Origin of the sequence: Caldanaerobacter subterraneus (assembly GCF_004345675.1) — a bacterium.
In the GTDB taxonomy this organism is placed as follows: Bacteria; Bacillota; Thermoanaerobacteria; order Thermoanaerobacterales; family Thermoanaerobacteraceae; genus Thermoanaerobacter; species Thermoanaerobacter subterraneus.
This window is the reverse complement of sequence record NZ_SLWU01000009.1, coordinates 15,015-30,094: the sequence shown is the minus strand read 5'-3', so window position 1 is coordinate 30,094 and position 15,080 is coordinate 15,015. Positions and strand designations below refer to the sequence as shown.

At 38.1% G+C, this 15,080-nt stretch carries 18 protein-coding genes and 2 tRNA genes; 16 read left to right on the top strand and 4 right to left on the bottom strand.

The window, feature by feature from the left end; translation table 11 throughout:
• Nucleotides 1-6 precede the first annotated feature (6 nt).
• Complete coding sequence (locus EV203_RS05585; protein ID WP_132039516.1) at nt 7-1,065, top strand: coiled-coil domain-containing protein; 1,059 nt, start codon at nt 7-9, stop codon at nt 1,063-1,065.
• A 30-nt stretch (nt 1,066-1,095) separates the two neighbouring features.
• Here EV203_RS05585 and EV203_RS05580 read toward each other — a convergent pair whose 3' ends face one another.
• Complete coding sequence (locus tag EV203_RS05580) at nt 1,096-1,578, bottom strand: phosphatidylglycerophosphatase A family protein (RefSeq protein ID WP_011025304.1); 483 nt, start codon at nt 1,576-1,578, stop codon at nt 1,096-1,098.
• 123 nt (nt 1,579-1,701) lie between these two features.
• On the opposite strand from EV203_RS05580, the gene gltX reads away from it, so the two are divergent.
• From gltX to EV203_RS05565, 3 genes are read left to right on the top strand one after another with little or no spacing between them, the layout of a single operon-like run.
• Entirely contained in the window at nt 1,702-3,144 is a 1,443-nt protein-coding gene (gene gltX, locus EV203_RS05575) for a glutamate--tRNA ligase (RefSeq protein ID WP_132039514.1), read from the top strand.
• 55 nt (nt 3,145-3,199) lie between these two features.
• The gene (locus EV203_RS05570; RefSeq protein WP_022587186.1) at nt 3,200-3,832 is read left to right on the top strand and encodes a SatD family protein; all 633 of its coding nucleotides are present in this window, start codon (nt 3,200-3,202) and stop codon (nt 3,830-3,832) included.
• On the top strand, nt 3,829-4,542 hold the full coding sequence (locus tag EV203_RS05565; protein ID WP_132039513.1) for a DUF3307 domain-containing protein: 714 nt from the start codon (nt 3,829-3,831) through the stop codon (nt 4,540-4,542). The genes EV203_RS05570 and EV203_RS05565 overlap by 4 nt, the downstream gene beginning before the upstream one ends.
• An 80-nt stretch (nt 4,543-4,622) precedes the next feature.
• On the opposite strand, the gene EV203_RS05560 is transcribed toward EV203_RS05565, so the two are convergent.
• Nucleotides 4,623-4,698 (bottom strand) — tRNA-Glu (locus EV203_RS05560).
• A 7-nt stretch (nt 4,699-4,705) separates the two neighbouring features.
• Nucleotides 4,706-4,779, bottom strand: a tRNA-Gln gene (locus EV203_RS05555).
• An 87-nt stretch (nt 4,780-4,866) separates the two neighbouring features.
• Here EV203_RS05555 and EV203_RS05550 point away from each other — a divergent pair.
• The 10 genes from EV203_RS05550 (at nt 4,867) to holA (ending at nt 13,342) form a co-directional block, all read left to right on the top strand.
• Nucleotides 4,867-5,091 carry a DUF362 domain-containing protein gene (locus EV203_RS05550; protein ID WP_011025308.1) on the top strand — a complete coding sequence of 75 codons (225 nt, stop codon included), beginning with the start codon at nt 4,867-4,869 and terminating at the stop codon, nt 5,089-5,091.
• Between the two features lie 109 nt (nt 5,092-5,200).
• Nucleotides 5,201-6,076: a branched-chain-amino-acid transaminase gene (gene ilvE, locus EV203_RS05545; protein WP_011025309.1), complete on the top strand. Its 876-nt coding sequence runs from the start codon at nt 5,201-5,203 to the stop codon at nt 6,074-6,076.
• Complete coding sequence (locus tag EV203_RS05540) at nt 6,069-7,325, top strand: alanyl-tRNA editing protein (RefSeq protein WP_132039511.1); 1,257 nt, start codon at nt 6,069-6,071, stop codon at nt 7,323-7,325. The genes ilvE and EV203_RS05540 overlap by 8 nt, the downstream gene beginning before the upstream one ends.
• A gap of 93 nt (nt 7,326-7,418) precedes the next feature.
• Nucleotides 7,419-7,652: a hypothetical protein gene (locus EV203_RS05535; protein WP_011025311.1), complete on the top strand. Its 234-nt coding sequence runs from the start codon at nt 7,419-7,421 to the stop codon at nt 7,650-7,652.
• A gap of 57 nt (nt 7,653-7,709) precedes the next feature.
• Entirely contained in the window at nt 7,710-7,895 is a 186-nt protein-coding gene (locus EV203_RS05530; protein WP_031313909.1) for an aspartyl-phosphate phosphatase Spo0E family protein, read from the top strand.
• Nucleotides 7,896-8,015: 120 nt separating this feature from the next.
• Nucleotides 8,016-8,510 carry an ECF transporter S component gene (locus EV203_RS05525; protein ID WP_022587190.1) on the top strand — a complete coding sequence of 165 codons (495 nt, stop codon included), beginning with the start codon at nt 8,016-8,018 and terminating at the stop codon, nt 8,508-8,510.
• Between the two features lie 95 nt (nt 8,511-8,605).
• A complete protein-coding gene (locus EV203_RS05520) occupies nt 8,606-9,310 on the top strand; it encodes an HAD family hydrolase (RefSeq protein WP_132039509.1) in 705 nt (234 codons plus the stop codon).
• 15 nt (nt 9,311-9,325) lie between these two features.
• Nucleotides 9,326-10,048: an MBL fold metallo-hydrolase gene (locus tag EV203_RS05515; protein ID WP_132039507.1), complete on the top strand. Its 723-nt coding sequence runs from the start codon at nt 9,326-9,328 to the stop codon at nt 10,046-10,048.
• Between the two features lies 1 nt (nt 10,049).
• The gene (locus tag EV203_RS05510; protein ID WP_132039505.1) at nt 10,050-12,329 is read left to right on the top strand and encodes a DNA internalization-related competence protein ComEC/Rec2; all 2,280 of its coding nucleotides are present in this window, start codon (nt 10,050-10,052) and stop codon (nt 12,327-12,329) included.
• A complete protein-coding gene (gene holA / locus EV203_RS05505) occupies nt 12,326-13,342 on the top strand; it encodes a DNA polymerase III subunit delta (RefSeq protein ID WP_009610818.1) in 1,017 nt (338 codons plus the stop codon). The genes EV203_RS05510 and holA overlap by 4 nt, the downstream gene beginning before the upstream one ends.
• 24 nt (nt 13,343-13,366) lie before the next feature.
• Here the strand turns inward: holA and rpsT are convergent, their stop codons facing one another.
• Nucleotides 13,367-13,648 (bottom strand): 30S ribosomal protein S20, encoded by a 282-nt coding sequence (gene rpsT, locus EV203_RS05500; protein ID WP_011025319.1) that lies wholly within the window; start codon nt 13,646-13,648, stop codon nt 13,367-13,369.
• Nucleotides 13,649-13,781: 133 nt separating this feature from the next.
• Here rpsT and EV203_RS05495 point away from each other — a divergent pair, with 133 nt between their 5' ends.
• Nucleotides 13,782-14,108, top strand: a complete 327-nt coding sequence (locus tag EV203_RS05495; RefSeq protein ID WP_031313910.1) for a phage holin family protein — start codon at nt 13,782-13,784, stop codon at nt 14,106-14,108.
• 5 nt (nt 14,109-14,113) lie between these two features.
• A complete protein-coding gene (gene gpr / locus EV203_RS05490) occupies nt 14,114-15,079 on the top strand; it encodes a GPR endopeptidase (protein WP_009610816.1) in 966 nt (321 codons plus the stop codon).
• The last annotated feature ends 1 nt before the right edge of the window (nt 15,080 follow it).

Below are 15,080 nucleotides of genomic sequence, written 5' to 3'. Positions count from 1 at the left end.
GGTGCTATGAAAAGGGTAATTTCGCTTGCAATTGCAATTTTTTTTGTGTTTAGTTTACTCATGGTAAAAGGTCAAGAAGGGGAAGTGGGAGAATTTTACCAGCTAAAACAGAAAGAGCAGGAAGTAATTTTGGAAATACTTAAATTAGATGTTGAAAAACTCAAGTCAGAAAAAGCGTTAGAAGAAATTTCTGCTGAAATTGAAGAGCTGAATGAGAGCATAAAAGAAAAGACAGAAGAAATTAACAGAACTTCCGAAGAGATAGATAAAGAAAAGGATACTATAAAGACCTGGTTTAGGTTTTTGTACATGTCAGGGACTAATGCGATTTTATCTCTTTTGCTGATGGCAGATAATGCGAGCGAACTTCTTCACAGGCTGATTTATGTTGATATAATCACAAACTACTATTATGACAAGCTCGAGAACTTGTATAATCTGGTAAAGTACAAAAAAGAAGAGGAAAAGCAGCTTACCCTTAAGAAGGAAGAACTTTTAAAAAAGCAGGAAGAAGAGAAGAAGGTAATAAAGAAAATAGAGGACTTAAGAGCCAACAAAGATAAAATTTTAGAGGAGATAAGGAAGAAGTTATCCAATTATCAGAAAATATTGGAGATAGTGGAAAACACAAGTTCTTCTCTTTCTTCTCTAGATTTTTTGCTGAGCAGTATTTCTAAGCTTCCGTGGGGAAATCTCCAGCCTAAAGATCTAAAGTTTTCTTTTTTCAGTGCTGAAGCTTCTTTTTATGACAAAGATGTGACAGAGCTTGTGCAGTCCTTTGATGAAAGGTTAAAGAATGTGGAAGTAGTTTTTAAAAAAGAGGGATTTGAAGTAAAAGAAGAAGGAAAATACCTTGCGAAAGGGAATTTTGAAATAGAAGATGACAAGATAAAGCTTAAGTTTATGTCCATAAATGTTCAGGGGATTTTGATTGAAGGGAGCTTTCTTGAAAAGCTAATAGAGGGTTATGATACCAGATTAAATTTTAATATACCTTTAGAAGGTTGGAAGTTAAAGCAGGTTTCAACAGAAGATGGATATGTAAAGATTTTGCTGAAGAAATGAGAAAGCTTAAAAAAGCTCCCCTCTTTCTGATTAGTCAGAGGGGAGACTGCTTTTTCTTGAGTGGGCTATTCTGGCGCATGCGGCAGCTACTATTGCGGCTACCAAGTCGTCTATAAAGGTGTTGCACCTTTTTTCTTTTTCTGCATTTAATTTGCCAATTATTCCCGGCTTGACTTTATCCAAATATCCAAAGTTTGTGAGTCCAATAGAACCGTACACATTTGTTATGCCCAAAGCAAGAATTTCATCAATACCGTATAAAGGCTCATCTCTTTTCAGGATGGATAGAAGAGGTTCCTCTAAGAGGTCTTGTTCAGCCAATTTGTCCAGAGCTATTCCTGTAAGTATTGCGTTTTGTACTTCTCTTTTTTCCAGCACGTGATGAAGGTTTTCTATGCACTCTTCAATCGTTAAATCTTCGTAATACTTTTTCTGAAGGTCTAAGACTAAAACAGCCATATCTTCTAGGTTAACTCCTCTTTCTTTTAATAAGGCTATGGCTATGTCCTTCATAAAAAACAGCTCCTTTAAAAAATTTTACATATACCAATTATACCACATTTTTATTTTCTTGAAAAAATAAATCAGTTAAAGTATAATCAAAAATAGTTTAAACCTATAGAAGAAGGTGAGATGATGAGCGAAGTCAGAGTGAGATTTGCGCCAAGTCCTACGGGTAGTTTGCACATAGGTGGAGCGAGAACAGCGCTTTTTAACTGGCTTTTTGCCAGGCATCACGGCGGCAAATTTATTTTAAGGGTTGATGACACAGATTTAGAAAGGTCTACAGAAGAATCTATGAGGGGAATACTAGAAGGACTTCAGTGGCTGGGAATTGATTGGGATGAAGGGCCTATATATCAGTCCCAGAGATTGGATGAATATAGGAAGTTTGCAAATAAACTGCTTGAAGAGGGGAAAGCCTATTATTGTTTCTGTACAAAAGAAGAGCTGGAAGAGATGAGAAAGCAGGCGGAAAGAGAAGGCAGGCCTTTTATGTACACAGGAAAGTGCAGGAATTTGACAAAAGAACAGATAGAGAATTACCTCAAAGAGGGTAGAAAGCCCGTCATACGCTTGAAAACGCCGAGAGAAGGAAAAACTGTCGTCCATGACATAATAAGGGGAGATGTTGAGTTTGACAATTCTACAATTGATGACTTCATAATAATGAAGTCAGATGGGATGCCGACTTACAATTTCGCTACAGTCGTGGATGACTACCAGATGGGAATTACCCATATTATAAGGGCGGAAGAGCATCTTTCTAACACCCCCAAGCAGATACTCATCTACGAAGCGTTAGGAGTGCCATTGCCCCAATTTGCCCATGTGTCCATGGTTTTGGCTCCTGACAGGACTAAACTTTCAAAAAGGCATGGGGCTACCTCTGTTCAGGAATTCAGAGACCAGGGGTATCTGCCTGAGGCGATTGTGAACTACATCACTCTTTTGGGATGGGCTCCTCTAGATGGGGAAGAAATTTTTGACGTGAGAAAAAGCATAAGGGAATTTTCTCTAGAGAGGGTTTCCAAAAATCCAGCGGTTTACGATGTTCAAAAGCTTACCTGGATAAATGGCCACTACATTAAAAGCTATGACCTCGATAAATTGACACAAGCTATAATACCGTTTTTGCAGAAAAAAGGGCTAATAGGTGAAAATTACGATTACGAGTATATAAAAAAGATAGTGAGTGTAGTGAGAGAGAGGGAAAAAACGCTTGTGGATATAGCAGATGCTATGACGTATTATTTTAAAGAAGTAGAGAGCTACGAGGAAAAGGGCGTGCAAAAATACTTTACCAAAGAAGGGGTAGTGGACATTCTTAAAAAGGCAGCTGAAACGCTGAAAAATTTGGAGCCTTTTAATAAATTTACTGCTGAAGAGGCTTACAGAAAATTGGTTGAAGAGTTGGGCATATCCAGTAGCGCTCTTTTCCACCCGACAAGATTAGCTATTTCTGGCAGAACTTTTGGGCCAGGGCTATTTGATATAATGGAATTTTTGGGTAAAGAAAAGACAGTTGCTCGAATTGAAAGGGCTATAAAATTCATTGAAGAAAACATAAAAGGATGATATCACCTATACAGGAGTGATATCATCCTTTTAACCCATGAAAGGGTGAAATAAAATGTACTTTGTGATTACTGCTGACATAGTAAGGTCAAGAGAGCTTTTAAAAAAGGGAATGCGGCGAGAATTCTTTTTAGAAGCAGTAAATAAAGCGAATAATTTGTGCTCTGAGAGCCTTTCTGTGCCTTTTTCACTTATGAGAGGAGACGAAATTCAGGGACTTGTGGCTGATGCAGATTTTCTGCCTAAAGCAGTGAGGAGGTTAAGGTATAGCTTCCTGCCAGCTATTTTAAGAATTGGCATAGGCATAGGTGGGATTTCTACAGAGGTAAAAAGCACTTCTTGGGAAATGGATGGAGAGGCTTTTTACAGAGCGAGAGAAGCTTTAACTTCCTGCGGTGATAATGTTTTGACTGTGGTTAAAATGGGGAATCCCTTCGTAGAAGGTACTGCTACAGCTTTATTTGCACTTATTGACGCGTTAGAGTCAAAATGGACTGCGGGGCAGTGGGAGGCCGTGATTGCTTACGAGATTTATGGGACATATCAGAAAGCAGGAGAGATTTTGAAAGTAGCGCCGCAAAACGTTTCAAAGAGATGCCATGCAGCCAGATGGCCAGCAGTGGTAGAGGGTGAAAAAGCGATTGTAAAACTTTTAAAATTTGCCCTGGAGGGGGAAAAAGACAAGTGAAAGTGTTACTTTTTGCAATAATTTTATTGCTTTTTTCTCACGGGCTGAGCGACTACATATTTCAGACAGAGAAAATGGTGAAAAGAAAAGCAGATGGAAATTTTAAAGGATTTATAGAGCATTTTTTAATCGTTTTAAGCCTTAATATAGTTCTGATGGCCTTTTTTACAGCAAGGGCTTTCCCTTGTCTCGTGATTCTATCTATGCTCCACATCTTGATTGACTGGGGAAAGTACAAGCTGTTTAAAAGTGAAAGTTTAACTTCTTTTGTCTTAGACCAGTTTTTTCACATTTTCACTATAGTTTTAATAGGATTGGCAATTGCAGATTTCTTAAGGCCTTTCTTTTGGGGAGCCTACTTGCAACCTTATTTTCAAGTATTTTCAACCCTTACAGTCTATGTTTACGTTGTGTTCGGAGGAGCAATTTTTATAAAATACGCACTTTTAAGCCCTCTTGTGTACATTCCCAGAGCAGAAATTACCACTTCAGGAAGGATAATAGGAATAATAGAGAGGATTTTAATGACGACTTTAGTAGCTATGGGTCAAGTAGCTGCAGCAGGTTTTGTAATAGCTGCAAAATCTATAGCACGGTATAAAGAGCTTGATGACAAAAACTTTGCAGAATATTATCTAATTGGTACAATGCTTAGCATGTTGCTTGCACTTTTGGGAGGAATTCTCATAAGGTTCTTGTACCAAATATAAAAACACCTCCCCATCAGAGTCGTCGTACCAGGCGATTTAAGGGAGGTACCAAAAACTTGCAATATCAGTATTTTCAAGCTTGGTAGCCCCAAGGGGACTCGAACCCCTGTCTCCGCCGTGAGAGGGCGGTGTCCTAGGCCGCTAGACGATGGGGCCAAAAAATTGGCTGCCGAACTAGGACTCGAACCTAGACCAGGTGATCCAGAGTCACCTGTGCTACCATTACACCATTCGGCAGCGCCCTGACGAATGTTATTATAGCATAGGTTTTTTATTTTGACAAGACCCCTCTTTTTTATTTTTATTGTTTACAATTCTGTGTAAATGATTTATAATTTTGCTGTAGACGTACATACTGTATACAAGGAGGGGAGAAATGTGGCTCACTACATAACTGAAGAATGCATAAGCTGTGGCGCTTGTGCCGCTGAGTGTCCGGTAGATGCGATTTATGAAGGGGACGGAAAGTACGAGATTGACCCTGAAAAATGCATTGACTGCGGTGCTTGCGAGGCGGTATGCCCTACTGGTGCTATAAAAGCCGAGTAAAAATATATACCCCCAAATGGGGGGATTTTTTATTTTACATTGACTAAAGCCTTTTAAAGTGATAAAATTTTGCTAAATTAATTTAAAAGAAAAAGGAGGACTCGGAGGTATGGGATTAGTATATGTAAATGGAGAGTTTGTGGACAGCGAAAAAGCTTGTGTATCAGTTTTTGACCATGGCTACCTTTATGGGGACGGAATTTTTGAGGGGATAAGGGTTTACGACGGAGTCATATTTAAATTGGATGAGCATTTAAAGAGGCTTTACAGTATGGCAAAAGTGCTTCTTTTGGACATTCCTCTTTCTATGGAAGAGATGAAAGAAAAAGTCGTGGAAACAGTGAGAATTAATAATTTAAGAGATGCTTACATAAGGTTGGTTGTCTCAAGAGGAAAAGGGGATTTAGGACTTGACCCTTATAAATGTCCTAAACCTACAGTCGTGATAATTGCAGATAAAATCGCCTTGTATCCAGAATCTATGTATGAGACGGGTCTTAAAATTATAACGTCTTCCTTTAGAAGAAATTCAATACAGTCATTGGACCCGCAAATAAAGTCTTTGAACTATTTAAACAACATCTTAGCTAAGATTGAAGCAGTAAAAGCTGGATACCCTGAGGCTTTGATTTTAAATCAAGAGGGTTATGTGGCAGAGTGCACAGGCGACAATATTTTTATAATCTCCAACGGGGTTTTGTATTCTCCACCTTCAGCCGTTGGGGCATTAGGAGGAATTACGAGAGCTACAGTGATTGACATAGCCAGAGAGCTTAACATTCCTTTCGAAGAAAAATACTTTTCTCTGTTTAATGTGTACACAGCTGATGAATGCTTCCTTACAGGTACAGCAGCAGAAGCAATTCCTGTGGTAGAAGTGGACCACAGAGTTATAGGAGATGGAAAACCAGGACCTATAACCAAGAAAATAATAGAGGAATTTAGAAAGCTTACAAAAGTTTTGGGCACAAAGGTGTATGAATAAGATTGCGCATCCTGTGCAATCTTATTCATACAGCGAAAGGGTGAAGAGGATGGATAAGCTTTTTTATGAGGATAGCTATGTTAAAGAATTTGAAGCTGTCATCTTAAAGAGAGAAGAAAAAGATGGAGAAAAAACTGTAGTTTTAGATAGAACTTATTTCTATCCAGAGGGCGGCGGGCAGCCTTCTGACACTGGGAAGATAGGAAGTAAAAGTGTAATAAAGGTTTATGAGAAAAAAGGAGAGGTTTACCACGTAGTAGAGGATTTCCCAGAAGGTGAAAGAGTGCACTGTGTGATAGATTGGGACAGGCGATTTGACCATATGCAGCAGCACACAGGACAGCACCTTCTGTCTTCTGTTTTGCTGAAAAAATATGGCGCAGATACAGAGAGTTTTTCTATAGGTGAAAATTCATCTCATATTACAGTTACAAAAGAGTTCTTTACTGAAGAAGAAATTCACGAGGTAGAAAAAGAAGTTAATGGACTCATATATAAAAATCTTGCAGTGAAAAGCTACTTTGCAGATGAAAAGCTTATTTTTAAATTGCCTTTAAGGAAAAAGCCTCAAGTGAAGGAAAATATAAGGATAGTGGAGATAGAAGGAATTGATTATTCTCCTTGCGGAGGTACTCATGTAAAAAATACGGGAGAGATTGGAATTCTAAAAATAAAAAAGTGGGAAAGGACAAATAAAGGGGCAAGGCTTGAATTTGTTTGCGGTTTTAGAGCATTAGAAGATTATCAGAAAAAGAATAGTTTGGTAAATTTCTTGACACAGGTGCTTTCTGAGAAGGAAGAAGGTATTGCAGAACATTTGCAGAAATTGCTTGAAGATTACAAGGAAGCAAAAAGAGAGGTAAATTTCTTAAAAGAAAAGATATTAAAGGAAGAAGCAGAAAATCTGGTTAAAAAATCTGAACTGTACGGTGGAATTCACATTGTTTACAGCTTATACGAGGGAAGAGACCCGGAAGATTTAAAAATGCTGGGCAAATTTGTAACTGCTGAAAGCAAGTCTGTAGCCATTTTAGGCAATAAAAGAGGGGATGTCGCAGATATCGTCGTAGCAAGGTCTTATGACGTAGATATAGTAGTAAATGGCTTTTTTAAGGAAGTATTGAGGACCTTTGATGGGAAAGGTGGAGGAAGTGCGCAGTTTTGTCAAGGTGGAGGTTCCCCATCTCGATTGGAATTGGCAATGGACAAGGCACTGAAGTTTGTAATTGAGGAAATAAATAAAATGTAAAAAATTCTAAAAAGTAGCAGGAAAATTATAACATATATAGAATATATTATATAACGCAAAACGCTAATTCTAAAAAGAGATGGGGAGATAAGGATGGATAGAGAGAGGATAATTTCAGAAGAGCTCAAGATGAACATGGAGATTCTAAAAGCAAAGATAAAGAGCGATGAAACTTTGCATTGGCTTTTTACTAACAGGGGACTGGAGGTTAAAGAGGAAGAAGAGGATTGGAAAATGAAGTATGGGCGAGAAATAATAGAAATCTACGAGAAATTATCAGGAATAGTCAATAAATTAGCGCAAACTTCTCAGCAAAACCTCTTGTAATTTTTGTATTACCATGGTAAAATTGTATATACCAATTCATGTAGAGGGGTAGCCGGCATGAAAAATAACGAAGCATTGGAGAAGCAGATAAGCAATTTAAGGAGAGAACTGGATAATCTGGTCACGAAAGATGAGATCGATTATGAGAAGGTTCTTGATATAAGCCGAAAATTAGACGCTTTGATAGTCTCTTATATAATCAGCAAAAAAGATGACTATTCTGCTGCTGGCAATTATTTATAAATTTTTGTATCCTCTTTTAAGAGGCTTTTTCTTTTTGTTATTATATTGTTATGATTGAATCATTACAATTGTATGATATAATGTACTTATGATGCATACACTTATATGGGGGTATGAGACATAGAAAAGGACAATGTGAAAAAGATCGTCTACGGGGCTTTTATGATGGCGTTAGTAACAATCGGCACGATGGTGATTCAGATACCGACGCCAGCTACAAAAGGGTATATAAATGTAGGAGATTCTTTTATATTTCTGACATCAGCCCTTTTCGGCCCGGCTATGGGCTTTATTTCAGGAGGATTAGGTTCTAGTTTGGCAGACCTTCTTTCTGGTTACGCTTACTGGGCTCCCTGGACGCTAGTGATAAAGGGTTTAGAAGGACTCATTGTGGGAATTTTATATAAAGGGCACAGCGAATATGCAAAAATATTTTCTCTTCTTGTAGGAGCTTTGTGGATGGTTTTGGGGTATTACATTGCTGGAGGAATCATGTACGGCTTTAAGGCATCTTTAGTGGATGTGCCGAGCAATTTGATTCAAGGCTTTTCCAGCATAATAATAGGTTATACCCTTATAAAAGTGGTAACTCCTCTGGTAACGCGAACAAAATAGGTTTTAAGAGCATGAGCGAGGGTATATGCCCTTGCTTTTTTTTGTGCAAAAATATATGATTATGTTTGGAAAGAGCAATTTTGAGGTGATAAAAAATGGTAGATACTTTTCTCTTCGACTTGGATGGCACTCTTCTTCCTGTAGATACGGATAAGATGCTTGATGAATATTTTTTAAGCCTTACTAAGAAGCTTTCTTCCTACTTTGACCCGCATTTCCTCTTTAAAAGCATTTATCAGGCTAGCATGGATATGATAAACAATTTAGACCCTTCTAAGACGAATAAAGAGGCCTTTTTTGATTCCTTTCTTAAGATGGTGAATTACCCCCAAGAAGAGATAGAAGCGCTTTTTGAAGAGTTCTACTTGAATGAGTACAAGGAATTGGGCAAAAATATTATGCCTAATGAATATGTGAAAAAATCTCTGGAAATTTTAAAAAAGAAGGGTTACAAAATTGTGCTGGCTACCAATCCAGTTTTTCCAGAAATTGCAATAATAGAGAGGATTAAATGGGCAGGGCTTGAAGAGGATTGCTTTGATTTTATAACGACTTATGAAAACATGCACTTTTGTAAGCCTCACATACAGTACTATGAGGAGATACTCGAAAGAATAGGGAAGAAAGCAGAAAACTGCTACATGGTGGGAAATGACGTTGAGGAGGATTTGATCGCTTTTAAGCTGGGAATGAAGACTTATTTGATTGAGGATTACATGATAAATAGAAATTCAAAAAAGATAGTTGCCACCCAGAGAGGAAGTTATAAAGATTTCTACGAATTCGTATCAAAGCTTTAAGGAGGTAGCTATGAGATGAAGATAACTGTTTTGGGCTTTTATGGACCTTTTCCCGCTCCTTATGGCGCTACTTCTGGATACATAGTGGAGGATGAGGATACTCACATCTTATTAGATTGTGGAAGTGGAGTGATAAGCAGGTATCAGCGATATTATGACCTTAACGAATTAAAGCATGTGATTTTGTCACACCTTCATTCTGACCATATGTCGGACATGTTAGTTTTAAGGTATGCACTGGATATTTTAAGGGCCAGAGGGACAGTAAATGACCCTGTAAATGTGTATTGTCCGGCTACTCCAGAAAATGTGCTGGAAGAACTTAAGTTTAAGGATGTTTTTAAAATTCACACGATAAATGAGGAAACAGTGCTTAACATAGGGGAAATTGAAATTTCTTTTAAAAAAATGAACCATCCTGTTGAGACTTATGCGGTGAAAATGAAAAAAGGTGATAAGATTTTTGTATACAGTGCCGATACAGTCTACACTGAGGAACTAGTTGCCCTTGCTGAAGGAGCAGATTTACTCTTGTGTGACGGGAACTTTCTCACAGGGATGCAGGGGCCTCATATGACTGCTGCTGAAGCCGCAGAAATAGCTAAAAAAGCTGGATGTAAAAAGCTTATTTTGACACACCTGTCACCTCTTATATCGATAAAAGACTATTATGACGAAGCGAAGAAAGTTTTTGAAAATACAGAGATTGTCAGAGATTTTGAAGTTTACGTGATCTAGTATGGAAGCACCTTTTTTGTATATAACTACTTTTTTTTCTTTAGGCATTTTGCTTGGAAGGTTCTTATTTTTGCCTTATGTTTTTCTTACTTTAATGGCGGCTTCAGTGGTTGTCTTGTTTTTTGTTTATAAAAAGGGTAAAAACGTGAGTTTGCTTTTGATTTTGCCTTTTGCACTTTTAGGTGCTATTTTGACTGGATTTGCGCTTAATGCTCCTAATCCATATGAAAGGCTAGATGGAAAATTTATTGCCATAAAAGGGAAGGTTTGCGATGTTAAAGAGGAAGAAGGATACGCAAAGTATGTGGTAAAGCCTGAAAATTTGCCCAAGATATTAATAACACAGTACGGGGGAGAATATCCTAAAAAAGGGGATATTGTGGAAGTGAGAGGAATTGTCTCACTTCCGAAGCCCAGCTCAAATCCAGGAGGATTCGATTATCAGCTTTTTTTGAGGAAAAAAGGAATTTATGCAGTTATGCGCATCCATCCCTATGGTACTTCTATTATAGGAAGAAGAGCAAATCTATTTGAGGAAATTCTCTGGAGGGCTCAAGAAAGGATAAAAGAAAATTTTTTAGCTTCCATGCCTAAAAAGGACGCTCAGTTTCTCATTACCAGTTTTTTAGGTGAAAAGGTTCTAGATGACCAAATTTTGACACAATTTCGCACAGTGGGGATATCCTACATCACTGCAGTTGCAGGGATGCAGGTGGCTATAATTTCCGGATTTGTCCTTTACATCTTGAGTTTGGTTCATTTGACCAGGTACAGAGCTTTTATTTTGCTGCCTGTTTTGATTTTTTATGCTTTTCTTACAGGACTAAATCCCCCTGTCATAAGAGCGGTTGTAATGGCATCTATTGCTGTTATTGGAGCCACTTACGGGAAAAATAAAAATTCAATTAATTCTCTTTCTTTTGCTGCTTTTTTAATACTCCTCTTTAATCCTTTAATGCTGTGGGATGTGGGCTTTCAGCTTTCTTTTGTAGCGACTCTTGCTATCTTGTACTTTTACAGGCCCATTGATGAAAGGCTTTTTAAGTTGCCATCTTATTTGAAGGGCATAATAGCGTTAAATTTGTCTGCACAAATAGGCACGATTCCTTTTGTTATGTATTATTTTCACTACATTTCCTTTGTATCTTTTTTGTCAAACATTGCAATAGTTCCCCTTGTAAACATAGCTATAATCCTTGGCTTTTTATCGGCTTTTCTAGGATTTGTATTTCCGACTGCATCAGTTTTTGTAAATTACATAAACATACCTTTTATAGAATTGCTTTTCAAGGTAACATCCTTTTTTGAAAAATTTCCTTACGCCAGTGTAAATGTTTTTATCCCTCCAGTAATCGTTATAGTGCTTTATTACATCGTTTTAGGAATTTTGATAAGTGGAATTGAGTTGAGGAAAAAGAAATTAGCTGTGGCGGCGTCTTTCATGGTAGTTGCTGTGATATTTTTCTGGAATTACTTTGTTCCGAAAGATTTGGAAGTGACTTTTTTGGACGTTGGGCAGGGGGATGCCACCTTTGTGAGGACGCCTCATGGGAGAGCTTTTTTAATAGACGGAGGTGGGAATCCTGTTTTTTCTAACTCTTCTTTTGATATAGGAGAAGACATACTCCTTCCATTTTTGTACTATAAAGGTGTCATTAAACTGGATGCTGTTTTTATTTCTCACACAGATATTGACCACATAGGTGGAATTATAACGGTTTTGGAGAATATGAAGGTGGATAGAGTGTTCATAGGGGTTCAGAAAGTAGAGGACCAAAATTTTAAAAAGATGATGGAGGTTGCAGGTAAAAAGAGAGTTCCTGTAATTTTTTTGAAAAAGGGAGATAAGGTAGAGGTAGACGGAGTAAAGGTGTATGTTCTTCATCCAGATCCGGGCAATTTAATAGAGGAGAATCCCATAAATAACAATGCACTTGTGTTTAAGATGAGGTACGGAAATATAAGTTTTCTATTTACAGGAGATATAGAAAAGCCGGCAGAAGAGGTTTTAAAGGAAAGCGATTTAAAAACGCACGTATTAAAAGTTGCCCATCACGGTTCCAGTACTTCTTCAACTCCTGAGTTTATAGAAAAGGCAGATCCTCAGGTTTTTGTGATTCAGGTGGGGAAAAACAGTTATGGACTGCCGAGTGAGAGGGTGGTAAAATATTTAAAAGAGAGAGGAAAGTTGTACAGGACAGATGAAAATGGTGCTGTAATTGTAAGGACAGATGGAGTAAAGGCTCGCATATACCCCTTTTTAAAAGGAGTGAAAGAATGAACTACAGGGAATTTGTAGAAAGCATAAAAAAGGGACAGATAGCTCCTTTATACCTTTTTTACGGAGAAGAGAGATTTTTGCTTTTAGATGCTGTTAAGAGGTTGAAGGCAAGGCTCTTGGTGCCAGAGTTTGAGGATATGAATTACATTGTAATTGAGAGGGAAAATCCGGAGGAATACGTAGAAGCCATCATTGAGAATTGCGAGACTCTCCCTTTTTTTTCAAATTATAAAATTGTAGTGGTGAAAAATGAAGAAGAACAGCTTTCCAAGATAGGTGATAAAGAGTTAAAAAGGCTTACTGATTATTTTAAAAACATGGTGCTAGGAAATACTAGTCTTGTTGTTGTAGTTGTAAGTGGGGAAAAAATAGATTCGAGAAAAAAATTGTACAAGTTTATGGAAAAAGAAGCTGCTGTGGTGGAGTTTAAAAAGCTTACTCCGGAAGAGGCAGTTAATTATGCCGGCTATTTCTTAAAAAAACACGGTAAAAAGGCTGCAAAAAAGGATGTAGAATATCTTGTGAAAAACATAGGAACTGACCTTTACTCAATTGTGAATGAACTGGAGAAAGTGATAGCCTATTCAGAAGGGGAAACGCTTGATTTAGAGGAAGCAAGAGAGGTGCTTTCAGTTACTCTCCAGCAGAACGTGTTTCACCTTGTGAATGCAATAGGGATGAAAAAAGAGAAAGAGGCTTATAGAGCTCTTTATGCGCTTCTTTCAAAAGGGGAAGTGCCGCTTATAATCTTGACGATGATTGCAAGGCAGATAAGGCTTATTGCAAAGTTGAAATCTCTAGAAGGAAAGGCTTTCGATAAAAAGTCTATAGCCAGTTACTTAGGCATTCCTTTCTTTGCTGTAGATGATATCGTAAGGCAGAGCAAGCTTTTTACAAGAGAAGATTTGTATAAGGCGTACAAAGAGTGTTTGAGGTGCGACATAGCATTAAAAAGTGGAACAGAGCCTTCATTTGCGCTGGAAAATCTCATAAAAAAATTATGCAAGCAATAAAAAAGCGTACTTTGAAGGTACGCTTTATTCATTGCTTGCAGATTTTAGCAGAGCGTTAAATTTTGCATAAAGCTTCGATTTTTTCCTGGCAGCAGTGTTTTTATGGAGCACACCTTTGCTTACAGCTTTGTCTAGCTCTTTTACTGCCAGTCTCAATCTCTCTTTGATGGCTTCTATGTCTTTTGTAGCCAGACTTTCATTGAACCTTCTTATAAAAGTCTTCACTCTTGACTTTATCATTTTGTTGCGAAGAGTTCTTTTTTTAATGATGGCTATTCTCTTTTTTGCTGATTTTGTGTTTGCCAAAAGGTCCACCTCCTCAATCGAATTTAATTTTACCATGAATAAATTAGTTTTTCAAGAATTAATACATCTTTTACTTTACCACAAACGTATAAAATTTGTCAATTTGTCTATCATAAATAGAGGAGGTGATTTGATGCTTCAGACGATAATTCGCTTTATTGTCTCTGCTATTGTGCTTATGGTGGTAGGGTATCTTGTCCCCGGATTTAGTGTGGCAGGATTTTGGGGAGCCCTTATTTCTGCAGTGGTAATAGCCATACTGGGCTATATTGTGGAGCTTATACTGGGCAAAAACATTTCTCCAAGAAGCCGTGGGATTGTGGGATTTATTGTAGCGGCGGTTGTGATATACATTTCACAGTTCATCGTTCCTACCATCCATACCACTGTAGTAGGAGCTCTTTTGGCTGCTTTTGTAATAGGTTTAATAGACGCCTTTGTGCCCACTGAGCTGAGGTGATAATTGTGCTTGGGATAAGAACTGACTTGGCTTTAGAAGCCCGCGAGCTTTATAAAGAGAGAGAAATACCCGGAGTCAGCATAAGGGAGGAAGGAGAGGAAGGGATAAAGATTACCAGAGTTAAAATACTTGATGAAAGAGGAGAAAAGGCAATGGGGAAGCCTGTAGGGGACTATATAACCATTGAAGCCCCTGGGCTTTTGGAAAGGGACTTGGATTTAGAAGAGAGAGTGGCAAAAGTCCTGGCAAATATAATATCTGAGCTTGCACAGCTTAAAAAAGACAGCCATGTGCTAGTAGTAGGGCTTGGGAACTGGAATGTAACTCCAGATGCTTTAGGACCAAGAGTGGTATCCAATATAGTTGTGACAAGGCATCTTAAAGAATATGCGCCCCTACAATTTGGAGATGAGATAAGGTCTGTGAGCGCCTTTTCTCCAGGGGTATTGGGTATAACCGGGATTGAAACTGCCGAAATTTTAAAAGGAGTAGTGGACCGGGTAAAACCGGATCTGGTTATTACTATTGACGCTTTAGCTTCAAGAAGGTTAGAAAGGCTTTCCACCACAATACAGATCTCAAACACGGGGATAAGCCCAGGGTCGGGTGTAGGCAACAGGAGGCTTTCTATTACTTCAGAAAGTTTAGGAGTTCCTGTAATAGCAATAGGCGTGCCCACAGTGGTGGATGCTGTGACAATTGCCCATGATACTATTGAATATCTGGTAAAGGAGTTGTCAGAACAGACCAGTAAGGAGAGCGTATTTTACAGGGTTTTAGAGAATATGAATAAGCAGGAGAAATACAGTTTAATTGAGGAGGTTTTGTCTCCTCATGTTCAAAATCTGGTGGTAACCCCTAAAGAAATAGACCTTTTAATTAAGAATATAGCTTCGGTTATTTCGCGAGGGATTAACCTGGCTCTTCAACCGGGCCTCACAGAGAAAGAGATGAACCAGCTCCTTCACTAAA